The following is a 22454-nucleotide window of genomic DNA, read 5'->3' as shown; positions in this document are numbered from 1 at the left end:
TTGTAAAAAGTTGAAAATGTGTCCCAATTTCCGATGAAAAATGAACTTTTTCGATGAATAGCTAAATAAAGACGACGAACAACGAAAATTAATTTGCTTAATTTTTGTTAAAAAGTTAAAAACAAACCATTTTTGTGATCCTTTTCTTCGGAAAAATGTAAGATGATTTTGTGGCAATTTTGCCACACAATTACTAACCTAACAATTCTTTTTATGAAAAAAATGATGAGAAGTATTTTGTTAATGGCAGCAGTTATGATGTTGTCCGTTGCAGCTATTGCTCAAAGCACCGTTAAGGGTGTGGTCGTAGATGGTGGCACTGGTGAGAGTTTACCAGGTGCATCTATCGTTGTTGCCGGAACAACTTCCGGAACAGTTACAGGTTTTGATGGCTCATTTGTACTTGAATTGCCTCAAGGAGCTAGTAAGTTAGTTGTAAGTTTTGTAGGATTTCTTGAAAAAGAGGTTTCTATTAACGGAGCGCAGGATTTAGGTTCTATTAAATTGGAATCAGATGCTGTAGGTTTAAAAGAAGTAAGCGTTATGGCTTCGATTGTTACTGATCGTCAAACGCCTATCGCGGTATCTACTATTTCTTCGGATATAATAGAGAACAAATTAGGATCTCAGGAGTTCCCTGAAATTTTAAAATCTACTCCATCTATCTATACATCTAAAGAAGGTGGTGGATTTGGAGATGCTACTGTTTATGTACGTGGTTTTGATTCAAATAATGTTGGAGTATTGATTAACGGTATCCCTGTTAATGATATGGAAAACGGAAAAGTTTACTGGTCTAACTGGGCTGGACTTTCTGATGTGACTCGTACTATGCAAATTCAGCGTGGTTTGGGAGCTTCAAAACTTGGACTTTCTTCTGTTGGTGGTACAATTAATGTACTAACAAAATCAACTGATGCAAAAAAAGGTGGTTCTGTTAAGTCTTCTATTGCAAATGATGGTTATAAGAAGCAAGTTTTCTCTTTATCTACTGGTTTAATGGATAATGGATGGGCTGTTTCACTTTTAGGTTCTCATACATATGGTAACATGTGGAGTAAAGGTTCTGAATTTGATGCTTGGAACTATTATGCTAGTGTATCTAAAAAGATAAACGAAAAGCATACTGTATCTTTCATGATTACTGGTGCACCACAATGGCACAACCAACGTGGAAACAAGCATACTATTCAGCAGTATAGAGATAACAAAGATGAATTCAAATACAATTCAGATTATGGTATCCGTGATGGCAAGCAGTATGGTGGTGGATATGGTTACAACTATTACCACAAACCTCAGGCTCAGTTGAATCACTATTGGAATATCGATGAAGAAACTTCATTAATTTCTTCATTCTATGCTTCAATCGGTTCAGGTGGAGGAAGAAGAGTTTCTGGTGAAGGATCGGCTTGGTTAAGTGTTAATAACAAAACAGGCGAGGATGATGCAGAAATCATGAGAACTGGTGATGGCTTATTGGATTTTGACGGTGTTGCAGCAAGAAATGCTACTTATACTGCTTTAGGATCTCAAGCAATTATTGGAAATTCTGTTAATGAGCACGTTTGGACTGGATTAATTTCTACTTTAACTCATAACTACAAGCAGTTTACTTTTACTGCAGGTTTAGATGCACGTTACTATGTAGGTAAGCATTATAGAGAAGTTGATGATTTATTAGGTGGAGCATTCTTCTTGGATGATTCAAATGATAATCGTGACGCTGATAAGTGGTTAAAAAAAGGAGATAAGTATTCTTACCACAATGATGGTAAAGTTTTATATACAGGTCTTTTTGGACAGGCGGAATATGTAACAGATGATTATTCTGCTTTCATTTCAGCTGCTGCTTCAAGAAAATCTTACAAGCGTGTTGATTATTTCCAATATGCTCCAGGAAGCCAGGAAACTGATTGGGAACATTTCCTTCCTTGGAATGTTAAAGGAGGATTTAATTATAAAATTAACTCAATCCACAATGTTTTTGTGAATGGAGGATATGTTCAGAGAACTCCTTATTTTTCGAATGTTTTCTTGAACTACGGAAATACTGTTAATGAAGATGTAAAGTATGAGAAAATCATTACTGCTGAACTTGGATATGGCTATACAGCTTCCAATTTTACAGGAAAAGTAACTTTATATCGTACAAACTGGAAAGATAGAGGTCTTGTTAAGAGTATTCAAGGTGAGACAGTTAATATTGCTGGTTTGAATCAACTTCACCAAGGTATTGAGATTGAAGGAGAATACAAGCCTTCTAAGAAGTTAACAGTTCGAGGAATGATTTCTATCGGAGATTGGACATATCAAAATGATGTAAATGCTGCAAGTTTTGATGAAGATCAAAATTTAACTGGTGAATTTACTGCCTATTTGAAAGATGTTCATGTTGGTAACTCTGCACAATTAACTGGATCTTTTGCTGTTGATTATGAAGTATTGCCTAAGTTAACTGTTGCTCTTGATTACAATTACTATGGTAATCACTATGCTGATTTTGATGCTACAAAGAGAACAAGAACAGACAACATTGGTGATTCATGGGAAATGCCAGACGTTAACTTAATTGATTTAGGTTTCCGTTACAAGTTCGAAATTGCTGGTCTTAGCTCTACTTTAAACGCAAATGCTTACAATGTATTTGATGTAGAATATATTTCTAAAGCTCAAGATGGTGATTATCACACATCAAATGAAGCTTTGGTTTATTACGGGTTTGGAAGAACTTGGTCTGCAGGTTTAAAAGTTAAATTTTAATCACGCTTTTGTTTAATAAAAAAAGATAGACAGATGAAAAAAATATTATATATGGCATCCATTTTTGCATTGTTGTTCACTTCTTGTGATCCAATGGAGGATGTGTATGACGAAGTTGACAAAGCAAATGCTGATGAGTTAGCTGATCAGAAATTTTTCTCAGACAAAACCCTTATCACTAATGGTTACGAGCTAACAGAAGCTGATTTTGCTCTATCTTCGAATGAAGATGTTGCGAAATACAAGAATTTCTCGAAGTACGCTACTGCGGCAGATAATTTAGCAGATATCTTAACCAACAAGAAGTTGTATGGTGAGGCTGGTATTGAATATACCGTAATTTATAATTTTTACAGAGGAAGTCTTTCTTATATTGGAGATTATCTTGATTTTCTAGAAGAGTTGGCAGGTATTGAATCATACGAATTAAAAGATGCGGATTACGAGGCATTAGGATATGGACAATATAAGAACTTTGATTATAAAGTTGATATCCCAACAGTTCTTGCTGGTTTTTTATTAGGAAAGTATCCTGATGCTGTAGAAGGTGATGAGAGAGCGATAACCTATGTGTATTATGATTCTGGTGACAAAAATGATGTTACTGAATTTTGGACATTTGATGGTTCTGTTTGGACTGAGTCTGATAAGGCTGCACCAGATGCTCCAAGTGGTGTTGATATTTATGAATTAGTTGCTGCTGATTATGATTTAATGGGAGCTCCTGGTAAATATAACAACTTCTCTAGCTCTGATGCTCCTGAAGATTATTTACCAAATTTCCTTGGGGTTAAGTTCCCATTTGCCTTGGATGGTGATAAAATTGCTACAGTTTACAAGTACTATTCAGGTTCTACCGAAACTAAGATGAAAGAGTATACTCTTACTGATGGTGTTTGGGTTGAATATTCAAGTACGATAGATGCTTCTGCTTTAGTTGCATTTAAAGATAAAGCATGGGTATTTGTACCACCAATTAAATTTATCAAATCTGAAAAAGCTGCTACTGAGCAATATACTTTGGTAGATGCTGATTACGCTTTAGTTGGTAATGGAAATTACAAAAACTTTGACGTGAGAGATGGTAAAGGAGAAGCTGATGAGGCTGTTGTTATTGCCAAGCTTACAATGATTCTAAAAGCTAATTTTGAATTGGTTGTTGGTAATGTTTACGAAGTGACTTATGATATTTATGACGGTGCTAACGGTACTGCCACAATGAAATTAGAAGCTGTAGAAGACAATTAAGAAGATATATTTATCTTTATTATAGGCCCGAATCCATAGGATTCGGGCTTTTTTTATGCTGTTATATAGAAATGGTGATATCGTACTTGTTTCTTTATGTATCTGTGAGGAATTACTTAAGAATGATATTTAGTGTTGTTGTTTTTGGTAAGCTAGCTTAGAATGTTTGTGTTCATGCCGTTTTTTGCTAAGCTATGAAGAGGCTAGCTTTTTCTTAGTGTAGTTCAGAATTGCAAATGATATAGGTCGCACTGATGTTAATGTTCAAAATAAGTCAAATACAATAGAATTTATTAATTTCAGGTATTGAGAACAACACCTAAGCAATTAAAAGTGTAGAGGGTTAATTAAATATAGTAGAGACATAAAAAAAGCTTACTCCTATAAAGAAGTAAGCTTTTTAATATCATTTAAAGAGGTTTTTATCGTTTTAAAAGTTTCTTGGTGACTCTATTGCCATTTTTGGTAATAAAGGTCACAAAATACATCCCTTTTGGTAAATTAGTTATTGAAATTCTGGAATCTGGAGATTTTATTTCCATGATGTTTCGACCCGTTAAGTTCGAAATATGCATAGACTCTACATCTTCCATATTTGTTATGCGAATTTCATTTTTTGCAGGATTTGGGTAGAATGAAGGACTTTTTTCTGCAAAGAAATCATCTATGCCAGTTGGTAGCTCCGTTGTAAAGGACCAATAAGTATCCGAGTCAATACCTTTAAAAGCTGCACCATTTGCACTTACAAATGCATTCTCATCAATAATAACATTGTATTCTGTGTTCTCATTTAGCGTTTCAGAAAGCTCAATCGTCACATACTCGCCATCAAATGTAGCTGCAACAGATGCTAACATTTCCATGACTTTTGTTCCATTACTATAGATCGATATTTGACCATTTCCAGCTTGCACGTCTTTATCAAAAGTGATTTCTAAATCAGTATCAACAGATACCGATTCGCTATCATCTTCTGGTGAGAATTCCACAATAGTTGGAGGAGCATAGGTTGCAGTAAAATTCCAAGTCTCTTTATCAGATATACCATCAAAAGAATTAGAAGATGCGTCGGTAATTACACCATTATCAATGGTCACGTAATACTTTGTTCCTTCTTCAAATTTAGCCTCAGGATTGATAAGAACTTTGTTATTTGTAAATGTAACTCTAGGATTGTTGACCGCACTTAAGGTTTCAAATTCAGAATCATCATTATATCTTTTTATTACGATATTGCCAGTTCCTTCTTGCACTTCTTCGTTAAAACTTAGTGTAAGATTTGCAGTTAAAGATACTGAGGTAGTTCCATTTTCTGGAGCATATTCGGTAATGCTTGGGCTGTTGCTGTCAGTCTCAACCCAAATGGTGTTGGCCCATTCTGGGTGATCAATGAACGGATTTCTATTGCCCTGAATTTCATGCACTTTGTTGTTTCTAGAAAGTTCGAGATCATCAACAGGATCAAGAGAGTTCCACTCAAGTAAAGTAGATAATTTCCCAAAGAAAGGAGCAGTATAATTTTCCTTGCTATAGGTCATGTCGTTGGTCATCTCTAAATCAGGATTGTTTCCTTCACCTTCGTATCGAACTGCCATGTATAAGATCATTCTCGCAATATCACCTTTGACAGCATCTCGTGGTTCCCATGAATCGTCGTCACTTGAGCATTCTGTTGCTTCTGAATGTGCATCACCGCCATTGTCGAAAAATAAATTGCTTCGATCTGAATTTACGCTTTTGTCGCAAGGACGTAAAGCATGAATATCGGTAGCAGCACCTGGGTTTTCTCTAGGATCACCACCAAAACCGTGGGATTTTGCCCAAATATGTTCTCTATTCCAAGCATCAGCATCACTCGTTCCATCATCTTTGTGTGTTTTAAGATCACTTCTGCCAGTATAGATTAGGATAACGTTGTTCGAGTTTGCCGGATCTTCATCGGTAAGTTCTAGTGCTTCCCATACATTGTAATCATCACCATCTGCTTTTGACGTATAAGGCAGTACGGTATGATCACTAATGATAAAATGAAGCGCTGTTTTTAGTTCGCCGCCAGTTTTATTAGACGCGGATTGATAGTATTCTTCAATATTAACTTGAGCCGCCGAAGAAAAAACGAAGGTTACAAGAAGTGTTAAAGAAAGAAAGAGTTTTGAGTGTAAAAATTTTATCATATAATATGCCTTAACATGTTAATTAAATTGGTTGAGTAGCATAAAAATGGTTGGTCGGTTGTTGTAATACGAATAAATCAACAAAAGGTGACAGTATTGGAGGAAATATTCGAGTGCAAATTAAAAAATATAATGCAGACGACCTTAGCTAAGCAAGTTGTTTTGATGAAAAAAATGAAAAAATCCCAACTGAGTGGGATTTTTTTATTTTATAATTAGTTTGATCCTTTCTTTTGCAATGGGTTTATGCTTTTTTATTTAGTAGTAATCTATCGTAAAAATAAAGAGCTACAACGGCAAAAAGGCCAATCGCTAAAATCACATACCATATTTTCGATGGATTATATGAAGTCCATAAATAATTCGTTAATTCATTCGGATTCATATTCATAGATGCAGCAGCCTGATTGAAGTATTCATTTTGGGAAAGACTTTCAGAGATTTCCAAACCTCTTTTAGCAACTTCTTGTTTCACAAATGTTGTTTTGTCAGACATATTCTGATAAACATTACCAGAAATAAAACCGGCAAATACATTTCCAAGGAATACTGGAATAAATGAATAACCCATGTAAAGAGCTTTTTTATCAGCAGGAGCAATTCGTCCGATGTACTCCGTAATTTTTGGAGATCCAGCCATCTCACCAATTGCGAAGATGTAGATTGCGGCAAATGTAAAGAGAACATTTTGGGTGAAAAGAGTAAGTGACATTCCAATTGCACAAACCAAAAATCCTGTCATCATTGTTTTAAGTGGCTGCCATTTCATAACAATTGTAGATACAATAATCTGAAATATGATGATGAACATCGCATCGAAATTTGTGATAAATTCTGCCTCCATTTGGCCGTCATGGGTGCCGTAATTTTCACTAAAGAATGGCATGAAGTTGTGGAAAAAGTCATAAACAACCGATGTGTCAACCCATTGTGCTATAAATACAGGCAGGGTAAAAAATAATTGGTTGTACATGGTCCAAAAACCTGCTATAATGAGTAAAAATATCATGAATTTAAAATCAACGATTACCAGACCGATGTTTTTAAATACATTAGAGATTGAAGTGCTCAATGTGTCATTGTTAGGTTTACGATCTGGTTCTTTGTAGAATAGCAGCAGTATAAAGTTTATTGCAACAATACCTGCAGAGATGTAAAAAACTAAGTTATATGAAGAATTTTTGAATAACAGTGTTACCATTGGGCCAAAAAATGCTCCAATGTTTACCATCATGTAAAAGATACCAAATCCGATTGAGGCAGTCTCGTCGGTGGTAGTTTTGGCGATGGTTGCCGATATTACAGGTTTAAAAAGTGCTGCTCCTAATGCCAAATAGAGATACATGATAAATACGCCAGTAAATGTATCGAACATAGGTAACAAGATAAAGGCGGAAGTGTATATGACAAATGCGATGAACAATACTTTTTTGTATCCATATTTATCGGCAATAGCTCCAGTAATTACGGGAAGAAAATAGAGAATTCCTGTGCCGATTCCCATAAGCATACCTTTTTGCGCTTGAGAGAATTCTAGTCCCCCTACATCTGAAGATCCGGTAAGGTAATTCGCGAAAAGCATAAAAAAGCCATACCAGGCCCAACGCTCGAATAATTCAATGGTATTTGCAACCCAAAAGGTTTTAGGGAATTTTTTAAAGACACTTGTTAAGCTCATGATTTTGGTTTTTGTGGTATAGTTTAGCTTGTTTAAAATTTTATTACAATTCCATTTCCATTGAAAAGGACACGTTGGTTTTTTCTTTTGTGAAAATAAAGGCCTGCAAAGTAGCCAATTCCTCCTCCTAAAACAACATCGGAAAACCAGTGGCGATTACGATACATTCGGGCTAAACTAACCGAAGCAGGAATTGCATAAATCCATTTGCTATATTCTTCGGCAAAAGGTGTGAATACTGCCCATGCTACAAATGCATGTCCTGATGGAAATGATTTGGTGTTGTTGTTGGTTCCTCCAAAAGCATCAAAATGCATATTTCCTTTGTTTTGATCAGGTCTGGATCTTCCTGCAATTATTTTGATTCCTTCGGTCAAAATAGCACCTGTTAACAATGCTTTTCCTGAGTTTAAAGCTGTCGTTGAGAGTCTTTCATCTTTAATTACCGTCCCGATAGCCCATACAGCAAGAATTGACGGTGCAACCATTTTTTTTTCACCAAACTCATTAAAGAAATTGGTGTATTTGCTAGCAAAAGAACTTTGGTTGTCTTGTATTGTATTACTTGCCCACTCATCCATTAAAAAAGCCCCACCTAACAAACTACCGAAAACAATTAAATTCTTCTTCGAAAAGACTTCTTTTCCTAAACCTGGATTCAGAATGTTTTTTGAGTGCTTGAAATAGGGAATAGAATCTTGAGATTGGCTAAAAGTCTTTAGCTGAAAAGATAGAATAACTATGAGAATAAGTAGAAACCGAATGTTCTTCACAAGATGAATTTTAGAATTTTAACAAAAATAGAAGAATTTTTGAACAGATGTTCGATTTAATAAAGAGAAATTTTTGAGCACAAAAAAAGCCATTCGCAATGAATGGCTTTCCGTAGCTCCCTCTCTTCGACTCGAACCATCCCGACCAGTCGGGACTGATTAACAGTCAATGGATATTGTTTTTAGGAGATCAGAAAATATTTTTTCTCCTTCCATCGGATCTAATAGTTTTTCTAGATATATCCGACTCTTCATTTTCTTTATTTTTCGTTCTATTTTTAATGCAAGTGTTCTATTGTCTCCAACTTTAAATGCTTTTTTGAGAATCCAAGGCTTGTGTTTTGAAGTAAAACTTGCTCTTATGGGATTGTTATGCATGAAAATTCGTTTGGAAACATTTTCAGTGTATCCTAAATAATATTTATCAGATGTTGGCGAGTATAGAATATATATGAAAAACATAAATTTAATTTAGGGAAATTTCTAAACATATGCAGGATTTGGCAGGGAAGGAGAAATTTTTGAGCACAAAAAAAGCCATTCGCAATGAATGGCTTTCTGTTGCTCCCTCTCTTGGACTCGAACCATCCCGACCAGTCGGGACTGATTAACAGTCAGATGATATAACTATCTGACCTAAAAGGGATTGTGTTTTAATTTTCTTATGAATTGTACCGCTTATCCCTTATATTCAGTATGTAAGTAATTTTAAAAGATTATAAAATATATGCTTAAGATTAAATTTTTCACAAATTTTGTGGGGAAATAAAAATTCAGGGCACAAAAAAAGCCATTCGCAATGAATGGCTTTCTGTTGCTCCCTCTCTTGGACTCGAACCATCCCGACCAGTCGGGACTGATCAACAGTTAAGTGCCATAACTATCTGATCTAGAAGGGATTGTGTTTTAATTTTTTTATGAATCGTACCGCTTATCCCTTATATTCAGTATGTAAGTTATTTTTAGAAGATTATAAAATATATGCTTAAGATTAAATTTTTCACAAATTTTGTGGGGAAATAAAAATTCAGAGCACAAAAAAGCCATTCGCAATGAATGGCTTTCTGTAGCTCCCTCTCTAGGACTTGAACCTAGGACCCTCTGATTAACAGTCAGATGCTCTAACCAACTGAGCTAAGAAGGAATAAACTGATATTCTTTTTAAAAACCTCACAGCATCGGTTTTTGCTCCCTTTCCTGGACTCGAACCAGGGACCCTCTGATTAACAGTCAGATGCTCTAACCAACTGAGCTAAAAAGGAATACAATCCTAAATTATTTTTAAAAACCTCACAGTATTGGTTTTTGCTCCCTTTCCTGGACTCGAACCAGGGACCCTCTGATTAACAGTCAGATGCTCTAACCAACTGAGCTAAAAAGGAATATAATTCGCAATTTTCTTCTGAGTTGTACATTTGGCGTACATTCTGGAGGAAAATTGCGATGCAAAACTAATAGGATTTGTTCAATAATACAACAACTCGCTCAAAATTTTTTCAAAAAAATATAATTTTCTTTTTATGATGGTGTTTTAACATCAGTAAAAAAGGATCTATGTGTTTGTTTTTCAATATTGATAATGACAAGTTGGGTGAACAGGGAGAATTCTGAAAGAATTTAATATTTACAGTAAACTTTACTTTGGAAAGAAGAAAAAGAGATGGAAAAAACAGTTTATCACTTCGGATGAAGACAAATTTTATTGTAATTTTGATGTGAAATTTTGAATACACTCAAACACTAATACAAAATAAACAACAAATACTTATGTACGGAAAATTCAAAGACTATTTGGCTGGTGAGATCGAATCTATTAAAGAATCGGGCTTGTACAAAAACGAGAGAATTATTACTTCTCCTCAAGGTGCTGAAATTAAAGTATCAACTGGTGATGAGGTATTAAATTTTTGTGCCAACAATTATTTGGGATTATCATCTCATCCAAGAGTAATCGAAGGTGCTAAGAAAGCCTTAGATACTCACGGTTATGGTATGTCTTCGGTTCGTTTCATTTGCGGAACAACTGATATTCATAAAGAATTGGAAGGTAAAATTGCCAAGTTTTTTGGTACTGAAGATACCATTCTTTACGCTGCTGCATTTGATGCAAATGGCGGGGTTTTCGAACCACTTTTCTCTAAAGAAGATGCCATTATTTCTGATGAATTGAATCACGCTTCAATTATCGATGGTGTTCGTTTGTGTAAATCGGCTCGTTACCGCTACAAGCATGCTGATATGGCTGATTTGGAAGCACAATTGAAAGTTGCACAAGCTCAACGTTACAGAATTATCGTTACTGATGGTGTATTCTCTATGGACGGTGATATTGCTAAGTTAAACGAAATTTGTGATCTGGCAGATAAGTATAATGCTTTAGTCATGGTTGACGATTCTCACTCTTCAGGATTTATTGGAGAAACAGGTCGTGGAACTCACGAGTATCATAACTGCATGGATCGTGTTGATATTATCACAAGCACTTTGGGTAAAGCTCTAGGTGGCGGATTAGGTGGATTCACAACAGGAAAGAAAGAGATTATCGACATGTTACGTCAGCGTTCTCGTCCATACTTATTCTCAAATTCATTATCACCAGCAATCGTCGGTGCTTCTATCGCAGTATTTGATATGTTAAGTGAGTCAACTGAGTTGAGAGATAAGGTGATCTGGAATGCAAAATACTTCAGTACACAATTGCGTGAAGCTGGCTTCGATGTGAAACCTTCTGATTCTGCAATTAACGCATTGATGCTTTATGATGCAGTTTTATCTCAGCAGTTTGCTGCAAAATTACTGGAAGAAGGCATTTATGTAATTGGTTTCTTCTTCCCGGTTGTTCCAAAGGAGCAGGCTCGTATTAGAATTCAATTATCTGCTGCTCATACTAAAGAGCATCTTGACAAAGCTTTAGCTGCTTTCATTAAAGTAGGTAAAGAACTTAAAGTGATTGAATAAATCATTTTAAAAGAATAGAAAATGGGAGCCAAATCGGTTCCCATTTTTTTGTATTTTAGCAGTACAAAAATTAAAGTTTCAGTCAATGAATTTAAGATATCTACTCTTCTTAGTTGCCATACTTGGTTTTTTTTCAAAAAGCAACGCACAATATTACAAGGATGGTAAATTTTTAATTGGAGCCTCAGTTGGGTACCAATACCCTTTAGGTGATTTTGGAGATCAGGCGAAAGCTGGACCTTCCTTTAGAATTGCCGGACAATTGATGCTGAACAAAAAGATAAGTGTTGGAGTAGAATTATCCTATAGTTTATTGGGGCAAGATGAATTTTGGGATGGTGATCACAGAGGAAGTTATGATGTAGATTATAATATTGGATCCGCTTTACTTAGAGCATCTTATTATTTTGATAGCTGGGACAGAGATTTTAGACCTTATACTTCTTTAGCCTTTGGATACTTTTCTTACAGAAATAAAGTAGATTATTTGGCAATTTCAGCTGGAACAGGAAATTTTAAAAGCACATTAAAAGACAATAAAGTAGGATTAGCTCCCAATATTGGTTTTTTGTATAATCTCTCCGATGAATTGTGCTTTGATATGAATTTAAGGTATATATATATTCCCAATCTGTCAGATGAAATTAATACCTATTCTGGCCTAGATAAGTTATCTCTGCCAGAACTATCAATAGGATTGTTTTATCGTTTTTAAAACAATCCGTGAATTTGAGCTTCTACTTTATCTACAATCCCATTTAAATCTTCTGGGTTTTCAAGAAAATCAAGATTTTCGGCATCGATAATAAGTAGTTTCCCTCTTGAATAATTTTTGATCCAATTTTCGTAACGAGTATTCAAATTCTTTAGGTAATCTAAACGAATGGTTTCTTCGTAATTACGACCTCTTTTTTGGATGTTGTTAACCAAAGTAGGTACTGAAGATCTTAAATAGATTAGCAGATCTGGTGCTTGAACCATCGATCCCATCAATTCGAATAGGTTATTGTAGTTTTTAAAATCACGCTCGCTCATTAGCTCCATATCGTACAAATTAGGAGCAAAAATCATGGCGTCTTCGTAAATGGTTCTATCTTGAATTACGTTTTTACCCGATTTACGGATTTCCATAATCTGATTGAAACGGCTCTTTAAAAAATAGATCTGAAGATTAAAAGACCATCTTTGCATATCATCGTAGAAATCATTTAGATATGGATTTTCATCCACTTCTTCGTAATGTGCTTCCCAATTGTAATGTTTCGCTAAGAGTTCTGTAAGGGTAGTTTTCCCAGATCCGATATTACCGGCTACTGCAATATGCATAGTGTTATTGAATTAAGAGTTGTTCGTAATGAATTTGAAATTCATTCACCTAAATTAAAATAGACCGTTTAGTTGAGCATCAATCTTATTAATAACTTCACTTAGGTCTTTTGGCTTACCCATAAAATCGATGTTATCTACATCAATAATCAAAAGTTTACCATTCTTATAGCCACTAATCCAAGCTTCGTATCGCTCATTTAATCTTTTCAGATAATCCAAACGAATGGTTTCTTCGTAATCGCGACCTCTAGCTTGAATGTGTTCAACCAAAGTAGGTATCGAGGCACGTAAGTATATCAGTAAATCAGGAGGTTGTATAAGAGAACTCATGATGTTAAAAAGAGAAAGGTAATTGTCAAAATCTCTTTTTGGCATCAGACTCATCGACTCTAAATTAGGAGCAAAAATATAAGCATCCTCGTAAATCGTTCTATCTTGAATAATTTCTTTTCCAGATTTTCGTAATGCCAATACTTGATTGAATCGACTGTTTAAAAAGTGGATCTGCAGGGCAAAAGACCATCTTTTCATATCGTCGTAAAAATCATTTAAATACGGGTTTTCATCTACATCTTCGAAATGAGCTTCCCATCCGTAATGTTTTGCTAATAATCCTGCTAGTGTAGTTTTACCTGCACCAATATTTCCGGCAACTGCAATGTGCATGTTATGTTTACTTTAAATAAAAAAGGCAACTAAAATTAAGAATTTATTTCTGGATATCAATTGGTTAAAAGTCACACGAAAGTGCAGATTGGTTTTAATCAGTTAGTTAATGGTGTAATTGATATTGATTTTTTATTGGAGAGGTAGATTTTATAGTCATAAATCACTACATTTTGAATCTCTTGCTTCTCAAATTGATAAATTAATGTGTCTTCTTTTTGAAGAGCATTAAAAGAGTAGAGGCCAGATTGCTTGGCGTAAATAATAGAATTTTGATTTACCTGAAAATTTTGAATTTCAGGAATAGATATCTTTTTTTTGAATTGTCCGTTTTGGTCCAATATTAAAATTCCTTTTTCAGGATAAAGAAGGTACAAGTCGTTTGCATAAATATGCATGGATGATGGGATTGTACTTCCCCAAAAATCAGATAATATAATACTTTTATTGATTGTTTTTCCAAATTCAGAAATATGCATCGTTTGGTTATCTATAGAGTTATAGATCCAAAAACCACCATGAGGAGAAGAGCATAACAACTCCGTTTCATTTTCAGAATATTCGTACAAGTCAATTTCAGTCCCAATTTCAGCTAAATTGCGATCGAGAAAGAGTACTTGGTTGAATTCTTTGTAAAATACCAGTAAGCGAAGAGGGTTAGAGGCATCAATTGTCGCTATTTCTCCTAACATAGAATTGGAAAAAGAAGCGATTTTATCACCTTTGGAATTGAATGTTTGAATTTCGTTATTTCCAACCATGATGATATTGCCCCAATGATCCACTACAAAAAAATCATGAGAATGGTTTATTATTGGGGCTTGTTGAACTGGAAGAATATAAATCAACCAAATAAGAAATTGTAACATAGTTGTTTACTTGTTTTTTTCGAGTAGCTCATCAATTAAGCTTCTGTTGTTCGAAAGTCTCGGAACTTTATTCTGACCGCCTAATTTACCCTTTTCTTTTAACCATTGATAAAATAAACCAGGTTTAGCAATGGTAACTTGTGGTTTTACTAGCGTAATACTCTTGTATCTTTTGGCTTCATAGTCCGAATTTACACTCATTAAAGCATTGTCAAGAACAAAAGTAAATTCATCGATATTATCAGGAGCTTTTTCGAATTCAATAAGCCATTGATGAGCACCTTTTCTGTTATCCCCCATAAAAATTGGAGCTCCCATATAATCCTTTAGAACGGCGTTGGTTTTTGAACATGCTACTTGCATTGCTTTTTCAGCATTGTCTATTATAATCTCTTCACCAAATGCATTAATAAAGAGTTTGGTTCGTCCTGAAATTTTGAATTTGTATGGTTTTAAGGAAGTGAATTGCACGGTGTCACCAATTTGATAACGCCATAATCCACCATTAGTTGTAATAATAATAGCGTAGTTTTTATACAGCTCTACCTCTTCGATACTTATAACTTTGGGGTTTTCATCATTCACATTTTCCAGAGGAATAAACTCATAGTAGATACCATAATCGAGCATAAGCAACATCGATTTGTCATCCAAATCGTCTTGAATACCAAAGAAACCTTCCGAAGCATTATAGGTTTCCATATAATTCATTTTATCAGTTGGAAGTAATGAGTTGAATTGGTCACGATATGGATCAAAACAAACACCACCATGAACAAAAAGTTCCAAATTTGGCCATATGTCATGAATACTTTTTCTACCACTAACTTTTAAGACATGTTTAAGTAATACCAGATACCAGGAAGGCACACCCGAAAGACTCGTTACATTTTCGTTAAGTGTTGCTTCGGTCATTTTATTCAACTTTTCTTCCCATTCTTCCAAAAGCACTATCGAAGTGTCAGGAGTACGAATAAAATCGGCCCAAAAGGGTAAGTTTTGAATTAGAATAGCAGATAAATCACCGTAGTAAGATTCATTGCTTAGGTTGTTAATTTGATGAGATCCACCCAAAGTGAGTCCTTTGCCCTTGAGAATACCTGTTTCAGGAAACAATGAAGTATAAAGAGTTAAAATATCTTTCCCTCCTCTAAAATGACAATCTTCCATGGCTTCTTTGCTCACAGGAATAAATTTGCTCTTAGAGTTAGTTGTACCAGATGATTTTGCAAACCACTTAATTTCGCTAGGCCACAAAATATTCTGTTCTCCTTTTCGTAAACGATCAATATAGCCTTCAACACTTTCGTAGGTTGTTATAGGCAATCGCTCTTGGAATTCAGCAAGTGAATGAATGTTCTTGAAGTTATACTTCTTGCCCCATTCCGTATTGGATGCTTGATCAATTAATTGGGTTAGGGTTTCCATTTGAGTTTCTATCGGATGATTTTTGAAAAAATCGATCTGAGAAAGTCTTTTTGTATTAAACCAGCTAACCAGAGAATTTATTAAAGCCATAATAAGTTAGTTTACTGTTTTAAATATATATATAAATTTTACATGTTGTATTGTCTCTTCTCTATTTAATATACGTTAATTATGTTGGTTTTTAGTTATATTTGGTGAGCATTGTCTAATTTGAAAAAGATAACAAATGAGTATAATCGATATATTAATTGGGATTCCCTTGCTTTGGGCAATGGTAAAAGGATTTAAGAATGGTTTAGTTTTTGAAGTTGCAACGCTTCTAGCTTTGGTTTTGGGGATTTATGGAGCCATTCATTTTTCAGATTTCACAGCGCAATTTATTAGAGATCGATTCGACTATAACCCAGAATACTTGGGCTATATTGCTTTTGGTGTGACATTTATTGTAATCGTAATCATTGTTAATGTAATTGGGAAACTTTTAAATTCGTTAATCGAAGCTATTGCTTTAGGAATGGTCAATCGAATTTTCGGGATGTTATTTGGTCTTCTTAAAGGAGTAATAATTATAGGTATCGTAGTCTATTTTGTTAGTTATCTGGATAAAAAATTTAATTTTATTTCCGATGAAAAAAAGGAATCCAGCTATTTGTACGAACCAATGAAAAAAGTTTCTGAAACCATGTTTGATCTTTTTGATTCGGATTTTGGTGAAACAAAGGATAAGATTAAAGAAAAAGTGAAAAAGGAACTTCCGATTGACGTCTAATGAAGAATACGATCAAAAAATACATTCAAAAATTACCAAGACGTAAAACAGTTCATTTCGAGGGCTTCTGTGCGAATTGTGAGCACCCCGTTAATGGTAGTTTTTGCTCCAATTGTGGGCAATCTGTAAAAAGTTTTCATCGTCCATTTTTTAGTGTAGTTTCTGAATCTTTGGGAGATGCCTTATCGATTGATAATCGTTTTTTTCATACCTTATTGCCACTTATGGTTCGTCCAGGCTTTATAACCAAAGAGTTTATGAAGGGACGAAGAGCGAGATACACGCCCCCTTTTCGCTTGTATCTATTTTTAACTTTTTTCGCCTTTTTACTCCTTTCTCATAATCATAGACCTGAAACCGAGGCTGAAAAAAATATAACATTTGAGAATGGAGATGGAGAACAAGTTGAAGTCTTGTCTTTTTTAGAAGAGATCGTTTCGAAAGACAGCATTAATATGGATAGTTTGCAAAGGCAGGCAGCCTTAAAAAAAGGAATATTAAATGTTGATATTGATACAAAACCAGTAAGCGAATTAGACTCAATTTCTGCATCAACCAAAAGGGCGACAAATAGTGATTTTATTACTCAAAATAAGGCCATTAAGAATTTAATTGAAATGTGGCGCTTAAATCCTGAGGTGATGATCGATATGGCATTTAAGAAACTATCGCAGCTGTTACTCGTTGTTCTGCCAGTTTTCGCGCTGTTTTTAGCCTTGTTTTACATTCGCAGGAAGCGTTACTTACTTGAGCATTTATTAATTTCGCTTAATTATCATTCCTTTATATTTGTAATCGTAATTTTAAGCGAATTAATAATTCTGACGGAAGTTGTGGCCATACAATCATTTGCAATTTATCTTTATCTGCTCATACCACTACAGCTTTTTTTGACTTTGAAATTTTATTATCAACAGTCATGGATTAAGACAACGATCAAGTTTATAATGCTATCATTTATATACAATATATTACTGGTTTTAGGGATTTCATTTGCTCTGGCATCATTCGTTATGGAATAGCTAAAATATAGAGGAAAATACAATGGTAAAATTCTTATCTTTGTCATCCGAAAATAATTATTGCATAACAGAATCCTATAGGGATATAAAATACGATACAGATGAGTTTTATAGAAGAATTACAGTGGCGTGGCATGATTCACGATATGATGCCGGGTATAGAAGAACAATTGGAAAAAGAATTGACATCGGCATACGTGGGAATCGACCCTACTGCTGATTCTTTACATATTGGACACCTTGTGGGCGTTATGATGCTTAAGCATTTTCAGGTAGCCGGACACAAACCAATTGTTTTGGTAGGTGGTGCAACAGGTATGATTGGTGACCCTTCAGGAAAATCACAAGAAAGAAATTTGCTTGATGAGAAGACCTTACGTCACAACCAGGAATGTTTGAGAAATCAACTTTCAGGTTTCTTGGATTTCGATTCAGATGCAGATAATGCTGCTGAAATGGTTAACAACTACGATTGGATGAAAGATTTTTCATTTCTTGATTTTATTCGTGATATTGGAAAGCATATTACTGTTAATTACATGATGAGTAAGGATTCTGTGAAGAAACGTTTGTCTTCAGAATCGAAAACAGGAATGTCGTTTACTGAGTTTACTTACCAATTGGTTCAAGGAAACGATTTTCTAGAATTATATAAATCAAAGAACTGTAAACTTCAGATGGGTGGATCAGATCAGTGGGGAAATATCACGACTGGTACAGAATTGGTTCGCCGTAAAGAAGGTGGTCAGGCATGGGCAATTACTTGTCCGTTGATTACGAAAGCAGACGGAGGTAAGTTTGGTAAAACAGAATCTGGAAACATTTGGCTTGATCCTAAATACACATCTCCTTATAAATTTTACCAATTTTGGTTGAATACTTCTGATGAGGATGCAGAGAAATATATTAAAATCTTCACACTAATCTCTAAGGAAGAAGTTGAGGCATTAGTAGCAGAGCACAAAGAGGCGCCACATATGCGTAAGTTGCAGCAGCGCCTTGCTAAAGAGGTGACAACAATGATTCACTCTGAGGCAGATTACGATATGGCCGTTGAAGCATCTCAAATCTTATTTGGTCGTGCTACAGCCGATGCTTTGCGTAAACTTGATGAAGATACTTTTCTTTCAGTTTTTGAAGGTGTACCTCAATTTAATGTTGATAAAACGGAATTTGAAAATGGCGTTGACGTAGTGGAACTTTTGGCAGTTAAGGCAGAAGTTTTTCCATCGAAAGGTGAATTGAGACGTTTGTTTAAAGGAAATGCTATCAGTCTAAATAAGGAGAAGGAAGCTAATGCGGAACTAACAGTGACTAAAGAACATTTAATTGCTGATAAGTATTTACTGGTTCAGAAGGGTAAAAAGAATTATTTCTTGATTGTGGCTTGTTAGTTTGCTGCTTATCAACTATTTTTAGAGAAGCTAATCAAATCAAAAACTAAAATCACAGAAATGAAATTATTAAAATACGCCTTGGTTACATTGTTTTCATTAGGATTAATGAGTTGTGGAAGCAGCGGAGGAGGAGACGATACAGATAAAGTAGCTCCTGGAATTACGATCACTGCACCGACAGCAGATCAGACAATTGCTCCTGGAGAAACAGTTAGTGCAAGTTTTACGGCAACAGATAACGAGGCATTAAAGTCTTATATTGTAAGTGTTGACTTTTTTCAAGCAGTAGGAATGACAGTTAAAACAACTCCTGTTGAGTTTACTTTTGACAAGTCAGGAACATTGTCAGGAACATCTCAAGTAGTTACTTTCAATATGGATCTTCCAGCCGATGCAAAAGAAGGAAAGTACAAAATGTTAGTGAAAGTTACAGATGCTTCTACGGAAGCAAATGAAAAAACAGAGGAACGTACTTTCATTATTCAGAAGTAATTATTTTACGAATAGCTATAAAGTAAAAAGGATCGGCATTGCCGATCCTTTTGTTTTTTATAATGAATTAAATTCGATTCCGAATAAGGATATATCATCAATAACTGCTTTGTTCTTTTTGCCAATATCTATATGTTGAATTAGATCACTAAAGGTATCGGATAAACTTTTAGGTGTTGCGAACATTTTAGTTAAAAAGTGAACGCCAACTTCCATATGATCACCTCTTTCTAGTTCAATTAAACCATCTGTATAGCAAAGTAATTTAGAGTTATCCTCAATGGTAATTTCCCCAACCGTAATTTTAGGGATTTCATCTAACATCCCTAATCCAATACATCCTTCTTTAAGCAAAGTAGTTTCTCCCTTTTCAAAGTTGTAAAGCAAAGGAGGATGATGACTGGCATTTACATATTTTAATTTTCTTGTGGTGTAGTTGTAAATTCCTATAAAGAAGGTTAAGAATTTTTCGCTACTCGAATTTTCACAAACCTTTTGATTTAGTTGTCTCATCAATTCATCCAAAGGAGTTTCTGGACGAAATAAGGCACGCAAAGTCGCTTGGAAGTTAGACATGATTAGAGCAGCAGGAATTCCTTTTCCTGATACATCTCCAATACAAAAACCCAATTCTTGATTGTTAAAGTTGATAAAATCGTAATAATCGCCGCCAATTTCTAAATGTGGTTGATAATAGCCACGAGTAGAAATGTATTGATTTTGTGGAAGAGAACTTTGATTTGGGATTAATAGATTTTGAATTTTTGAAGCCAATTCCATTTCCTTTTTAAATGCCTCCTGTATTAGCAATTGCTTATACATGCGCTTGTTCTCCATAGCAACAATAATAATGTTGGAAATGGTCTGTATAAAGCTTAAATGTCTAATTGCTGGGCTCATTCCTTCCATTTCCTCATCAATATCACCAATTAGAATATAGGCAAGTACTGAATTTTTATGGAATACTGGAATGATAAAATCAAAAGATTGGAAAACATCTGGTAAATCACTAGATATATAAGTGATTTCGGAAAAATTAGATAGGTGTTTCTCAATTTTAATTTTGTCGATATAATCTCTGGAAATACCCGAAACCAATAGTTTTTCCCAGCGAGAATTAAACTTAAAAACAGCAATTTTACCAATCTTAAGATCTTCGAAAAGAATATTTTGGTATTGCTGCAAAAGTTCGTCAACCGATAAATTTTCATTTATCGCTTGCGTGATTTTTAGAATTAGCTCGAGCTTAAATTTGCTGTTTACAGATTGTTGCTTGATCACGATTGGGAATTTATTGTTTATGCTAATTTAGGAAATATCAAATCACTACCAAATTTCAGTTATAAATAAAAAAAAAGGATTCCATAAAGAATCCTTTTTTGATGATGAATTTATGTAAATTAAGCTTTTACACGTTCCGAGTAAGAGCGATCACGAGTATCAATTTTAATTTTGTCACCAGTATTAATAAATAATGGGACCATGATAGTTGCACCCGTTTCAATAGTTGCAGCCTTAAGTGAATTTGTTGAAGACGTATCACCACGTAAACCTGGCTCAGTGTATGTAACTTTCATTATAACATGAATAGGAAGCTCTACGTATAGTGGCGTTTCAGTATCGGCATGAATTACAGCCTCAACGTGATCACCTTCTTTCAAAAGGTCTGGCTGATTAAATAAATTTTCTTCTAATGCTATTTGCTCGTAAGTTTCAGTATGCATCAAATTGTAACCCATATCATCTTTATAAAGATATTGGTATGGACGGCGCTCAATTCGAGCTACATCAATCTTAAGACCAGCAGTAAAAGTATTATCAATAATTTTACCTGTCTTTACATTCTTTAATTTAGTTCTTACGAAAGCTGGACCTTTACCAGGCTTAACATGCTGGAATTGAACAATCGTATATAAACCAGTCTTAAAATGGATACACATACCATTCTTAAAATCTGCAGTACTTGCCATGATATAAAATTATTTTTTTAATTATCGTTTCATTCAACTAATTAGAAGTAGTTAAGACTTCTAAGTTGTGCAAAAGTAAGAGAAACAATTTATAAACTGAAATATTACAAGGCTTTGTTTGAATAAGATAGTAGAGAAGTGCAGATATTTTATTCCTTGTTTAAAAGAGAATTGGATGAAAAGTCTGAAAAATTCATCAGATCGCAACGTAAGGAGCCGATGAAAAGATCGAATTGTACTCTTACAGGAATTCTATTTGCATCGGCCGAAACCCATATTTTCATATCATCTTCATCTTTGAATGCTCTACCAGTTTCAACAATCGGAATAAATTTGTAACATTTAATGTTTCCAATTTTACTGTTGATGGTTTCGTATCCCATAAAACGAAATTGAAGAAGAAATAATTCATCAGAAAAATAAGTTTGAATTTTTACAATCTCCCCTTCCACCAAGTCAGAATTAAAATGATTTGCTCTAGCAAAATAAAAAGCCGATAAAATGTCATGAATGCCTTCAGGTACTTTGTGCACACCAGATCTTTGACTTGTTAGCTCATTTTTTTCACGATCAAACTTTATTTCATTGTATCTCTTATAGCTTCCCTCACGGATGTCTCTAATGGCTTTAACGGGCAATAAGGTTTTGGGATTTATAAAGCTCTCGTAGGTATCTCTAACCTTGTACAAGGTATTAAAAAGACCAACTGTTTTGCCGGTAAGTGTAGCATGGTAAATATCTTCACCATTTAATTTTTCATTTTTTATTTTTAAACTGGCCTTGCCTCCACGAATAATACCGTAATGAATTACATATTTTAAATGTTCTCCCTTTTCATTAGCACCTACAGGAAAATCTGCAAGCGATATGGTGTAGCTTGATAACAATAGCAGAATGAAAAGGGAAAGTTTACGCATA

At 34.6% G+C, this 22454-nt stretch carries 19 protein-coding genes and 3 tRNA genes; 8 read left to right on the top strand and 14 right to left on the bottom strand.

All coding sequences use genetic code 11. The features are described from left to right. Positions 1-213 precede the first annotated feature (213 nt). Together L3049_RS11130 and L3049_RS11125 are read left to right on the top strand one after the other, a co-directional pair. Positions 214-2763 (top strand): TonB-dependent receptor, encoded by a 2550-nt coding sequence (locus L3049_RS11130; protein ID WP_275109881.1) that lies wholly within the window; start codon positions 214-216, stop codon positions 2761-2763. Between the two features lie 33 nt (positions 2764-2796). Then, entirely contained in the window at positions 2797-4011 is a 1215-nt protein-coding gene (locus L3049_RS11125; protein WP_275109880.1) for a hypothetical protein, read from the top strand. A gap of 422 nt (positions 4012-4433) precedes the next feature. Here the strand turns inward: L3049_RS11125 and L3049_RS11120 are convergent, their stop codons facing one another. From L3049_RS11120 to L3049_RS11090, 7 genes are all read right to left on the bottom strand, one after another. Next, positions 4434-6185, bottom strand: a complete 1752-nt coding sequence (locus L3049_RS11120) for an endonuclease (protein WP_275109879.1) — start codon at positions 6183-6185, stop codon at positions 4434-4436. 244 nt (positions 6186-6429) lie between these two features. Then, complete coding sequence (locus L3049_RS11115; RefSeq protein WP_275109878.1) at positions 6430-7863, bottom strand: MFS transporter; 1434 nt, start codon at positions 7861-7863, stop codon at positions 6430-6432. A gap of 32 nt (positions 7864-7895) precedes the next feature. Further along, entirely contained in the window at positions 7896-8636 is a 741-nt protein-coding gene (locus tag L3049_RS11110; protein WP_275109877.1) for a phosphatase PAP2 family protein, read from the bottom strand. A 159-nt stretch (positions 8637-8795) separates the two neighbouring features. Beyond that, positions 8796-9098 carry a GIY-YIG nuclease family protein gene (locus L3049_RS11105; protein WP_275109876.1) on the bottom strand — a complete coding sequence of 101 codons (303 nt, stop codon included), beginning with the start codon at positions 9096-9098 and terminating at the stop codon, positions 8796-8798. Between the two features lie 608 nt (positions 9099-9706). Continuing rightward, positions 9707-9780 (bottom strand) — tRNA-Asn (locus L3049_RS11100). 44 nt (positions 9781-9824) lie between these two features. After that, positions 9825-9898, bottom strand: a tRNA-Asn gene (locus L3049_RS11095). Between the two features lie 46 nt (positions 9899-9944). Further along, a tRNA-Asn gene (locus L3049_RS11090) sits at positions 9945-10018 on the bottom strand. A gap of 385 nt (positions 10019-10403) precedes the next feature. On the opposite strand from L3049_RS11090, the gene kbl reads away from it, so the two are divergent. Together kbl and L3049_RS11080 are read left to right on the top strand one after the other, a co-directional pair. Beyond that, positions 10404-11594, top strand: coding sequence for a glycine C-acetyltransferase (gene kbl, locus L3049_RS11085; protein ID WP_275109875.1), 1191 nt, complete (start codon positions 10404-10406; stop codon positions 11592-11594). 85 nt (positions 11595-11679) lie between these two features. Beyond that, positions 11680-12309 (top strand): outer membrane beta-barrel protein, encoded by a 630-nt coding sequence (locus tag L3049_RS11080; RefSeq protein ID WP_275109874.1) that lies wholly within the window; start codon positions 11680-11682, stop codon positions 12307-12309. Here the strand turns inward: L3049_RS11080 and L3049_RS11075 are convergent. From L3049_RS11075 to L3049_RS11060, 4 genes are all read right to left on the bottom strand, one after another. Continuing rightward, positions 12306-12920 carry a deoxynucleoside kinase gene (locus tag L3049_RS11075; RefSeq protein ID WP_275109873.1) on the bottom strand — a complete coding sequence of 205 codons (615 nt, stop codon included), beginning with the start codon at positions 12918-12920 and terminating at the stop codon, positions 12306-12308. The two genes, L3049_RS11080 and L3049_RS11075, sit on opposite strands and share 4 nt — an antisense overlap. Before the next feature lie 54 nt (positions 12921-12974). Next, positions 12975-13589 carry a deoxynucleoside kinase gene (locus tag L3049_RS11070; RefSeq protein ID WP_275109872.1) on the bottom strand — a complete coding sequence of 205 codons (615 nt, stop codon included), beginning with the start codon at positions 13587-13589 and terminating at the stop codon, positions 12975-12977. 98 nt (positions 13590-13687) lie between these two features. Continuing rightward, complete coding sequence (locus L3049_RS11065) at positions 13688-14458, bottom strand: hypothetical protein (protein ID WP_275109871.1); 771 nt, start codon at positions 14456-14458, stop codon at positions 13688-13690. Positions 14459-14464: 6 nt separating this feature from the next. Continuing rightward, positions 14465-15976: a GH3 auxin-responsive promoter family protein gene (locus L3049_RS11060; RefSeq protein ID WP_275109870.1), complete on the bottom strand. Its 1512-nt coding sequence runs from the start codon at positions 15974-15976 to the stop codon at positions 14465-14467. Positions 15977-16112: 136 nt separating this feature from the next. On the opposite strand from L3049_RS11060, the gene L3049_RS11055 reads away from it, so the two are divergent. The 4 genes from L3049_RS11055 (at position 16113) to L3049_RS11040 (ending at position 19566) form a co-directional block, all read left to right on the top strand. Then, entirely contained in the window at positions 16113-16655 is a 543-nt protein-coding gene (locus L3049_RS11055; RefSeq protein ID WP_275109869.1) for a CvpA family protein, read from the top strand. Beyond that, positions 16655-17677, top strand: coding sequence for a DUF3667 domain-containing protein (locus tag L3049_RS11050; RefSeq protein ID WP_275109868.1), 1023 nt, complete (start codon positions 16655-16657; stop codon positions 17675-17677). Before L3049_RS11055 ends, L3049_RS11050 begins: the two co-directional genes overlap by 1 nt. A 101-nt stretch (positions 17678-17778) precedes the next feature. After that, entirely contained in the window at positions 17779-19071 is a 1293-nt protein-coding gene (gene tyrS / locus L3049_RS11045) for a tyrosine--tRNA ligase (protein WP_275109867.1), read from the top strand. 60 nt (positions 19072-19131) lie between these two features. Next, entirely contained in the window at positions 19132-19566 is a 435-nt protein-coding gene (locus L3049_RS11040; protein ID WP_275109866.1) for a DUF4625 domain-containing protein, read from the top strand. Between the two features lie 57 nt (positions 19567-19623). Here L3049_RS11040 and L3049_RS11035 read toward each other — a convergent pair whose 3' ends face one another. From L3049_RS11035 to L3049_RS11025, 3 genes are all read right to left on the bottom strand, one after another. Next, entirely contained in the window at positions 19624-20847 is a 1224-nt protein-coding gene (locus L3049_RS11035; protein ID WP_275109865.1) for a GAF domain-containing SpoIIE family protein phosphatase, read from the bottom strand. A gap of 119 nt (positions 20848-20966) precedes the next feature. Further along, entirely contained in the window at positions 20967-21536 is a 570-nt protein-coding gene (efp, locus tag L3049_RS11030; RefSeq protein WP_275109864.1) for an elongation factor P, read from the bottom strand. Positions 21537-21685: 149 nt separating this feature from the next. Continuing rightward, the gene (locus tag L3049_RS11025) at positions 21686-22453 is read right to left on the bottom strand and encodes a DUF3108 domain-containing protein (protein ID WP_275109863.1); all 768 of its coding nucleotides are present in this window, start codon (positions 22451-22453) and stop codon (positions 21686-21688) included. Position 22454: the final 1 nt, after the last annotated feature.

This window comes from Labilibaculum sp. DW002 (assembly GCF_029029525.1).
Taxonomy (GTDB): Bacteria; Bacteroidota; Bacteroidia; order Bacteroidales; family Marinifilaceae; genus Paralabilibaculum; species Paralabilibaculum antarcticum.
This window is presented reverse-complemented; position numbering and strand designations above follow the sequence as displayed.

What these genes read in the sequence shown, in the direction of transcription:
- L3049_RS11060 (WP_275109870.1), bottom strand. Translation starts at nt 15,976, where the DNA reads ATGGCTTTAATAAATTCTCTGGTTAGCTGGTTTAATACAAAAAGACTT.
- L3049_RS11050 (WP_275109868.1), top strand. Translation starts at nt 16,655, where the DNA reads ATGAAGAATACGATCAAAAAATACATTCAAAAATTACCAAGACGTAAA.
- L3049_RS11130 (WP_275109881.1), top strand. Translation starts at nt 214, where the DNA reads ATGAAAAAAATGATGAGAAGTATTTTGTTAATGGCAGCAGTTATGATG.
- L3049_RS11080 (WP_275109874.1), top strand. Translation starts at nt 11,680, where the DNA reads ATGAATTTAAGATATCTACTCTTCTTAGTTGCCATACTTGGTTTTTTT.
- L3049_RS11025 (WP_275109863.1), bottom strand. Translation starts at nt 22,453, where the DNA reads ATGCGTAAACTTTCCCTTTTCATTCTGCTATTGTTATCAAGCTACACC.
- kbl (WP_275109875.1), top strand. Translation starts at nt 10,404, where the DNA reads ATGTACGGAAAATTCAAAGACTATTTGGCTGGTGAGATCGAATCTATT.
- L3049_RS11055 (WP_275109869.1), top strand. Translation starts at nt 16,113, where the DNA reads ATGAGTATAATCGATATATTAATTGGGATTCCCTTGCTTTGGGCAATG.
- tyrS (WP_275109867.1), top strand. Translation starts at nt 17,779, where the DNA reads ATGAGTTTTATAGAAGAATTACAGTGGCGTGGCATGATTCACGATATG.
- L3049_RS11105 (WP_275109876.1), bottom strand. Translation starts at nt 9,098, where the DNA reads ATGTTTTTCATATATATTCTATACTCGCCAACATCTGATAAATATTAT.
- L3049_RS11070 (WP_275109872.1), bottom strand. Translation starts at nt 13,589, where the DNA reads ATGCACATTGCAGTTGCCGGAAATATTGGTGCAGGTAAAACTACACTA.
- L3049_RS11075 (WP_275109873.1), bottom strand. Translation starts at nt 12,920, where the DNA reads ATGCATATTGCAGTAGCCGGTAATATCGGATCTGGGAAAACTACCCTT.
- L3049_RS11040 (WP_275109866.1), top strand. Translation starts at nt 19,132, where the DNA reads ATGAAATTATTAAAATACGCCTTGGTTACATTGTTTTCATTAGGATTA.
- efp (WP_275109864.1), bottom strand. Translation starts at nt 21,536, where the DNA reads ATGGCAAGTACTGCAGATTTTAAGAATGGTATGTGTATCCATTTTAAG.
- L3049_RS11125 (WP_275109880.1), top strand. Translation starts at nt 2,797, where the DNA reads ATGAAAAAAATATTATATATGGCATCCATTTTTGCATTGTTGTTCACT.
- L3049_RS11065 (WP_275109871.1), bottom strand. Translation starts at nt 14,458, where the DNA reads ATGTTACAATTTCTTATTTGGTTGATTTATATTCTTCCAGTTCAACAA.
- L3049_RS11115 (WP_275109878.1), bottom strand. Translation starts at nt 7,863, where the DNA reads ATGAGCTTAACAAGTGTCTTTAAAAAATTCCCTAAAACCTTTTGGGTT.
- L3049_RS11120 (WP_275109879.1), bottom strand. Translation starts at nt 6,185, where the DNA reads ATGATAAAATTTTTACACTCAAAACTCTTTCTTTCTTTAACACTTCTT.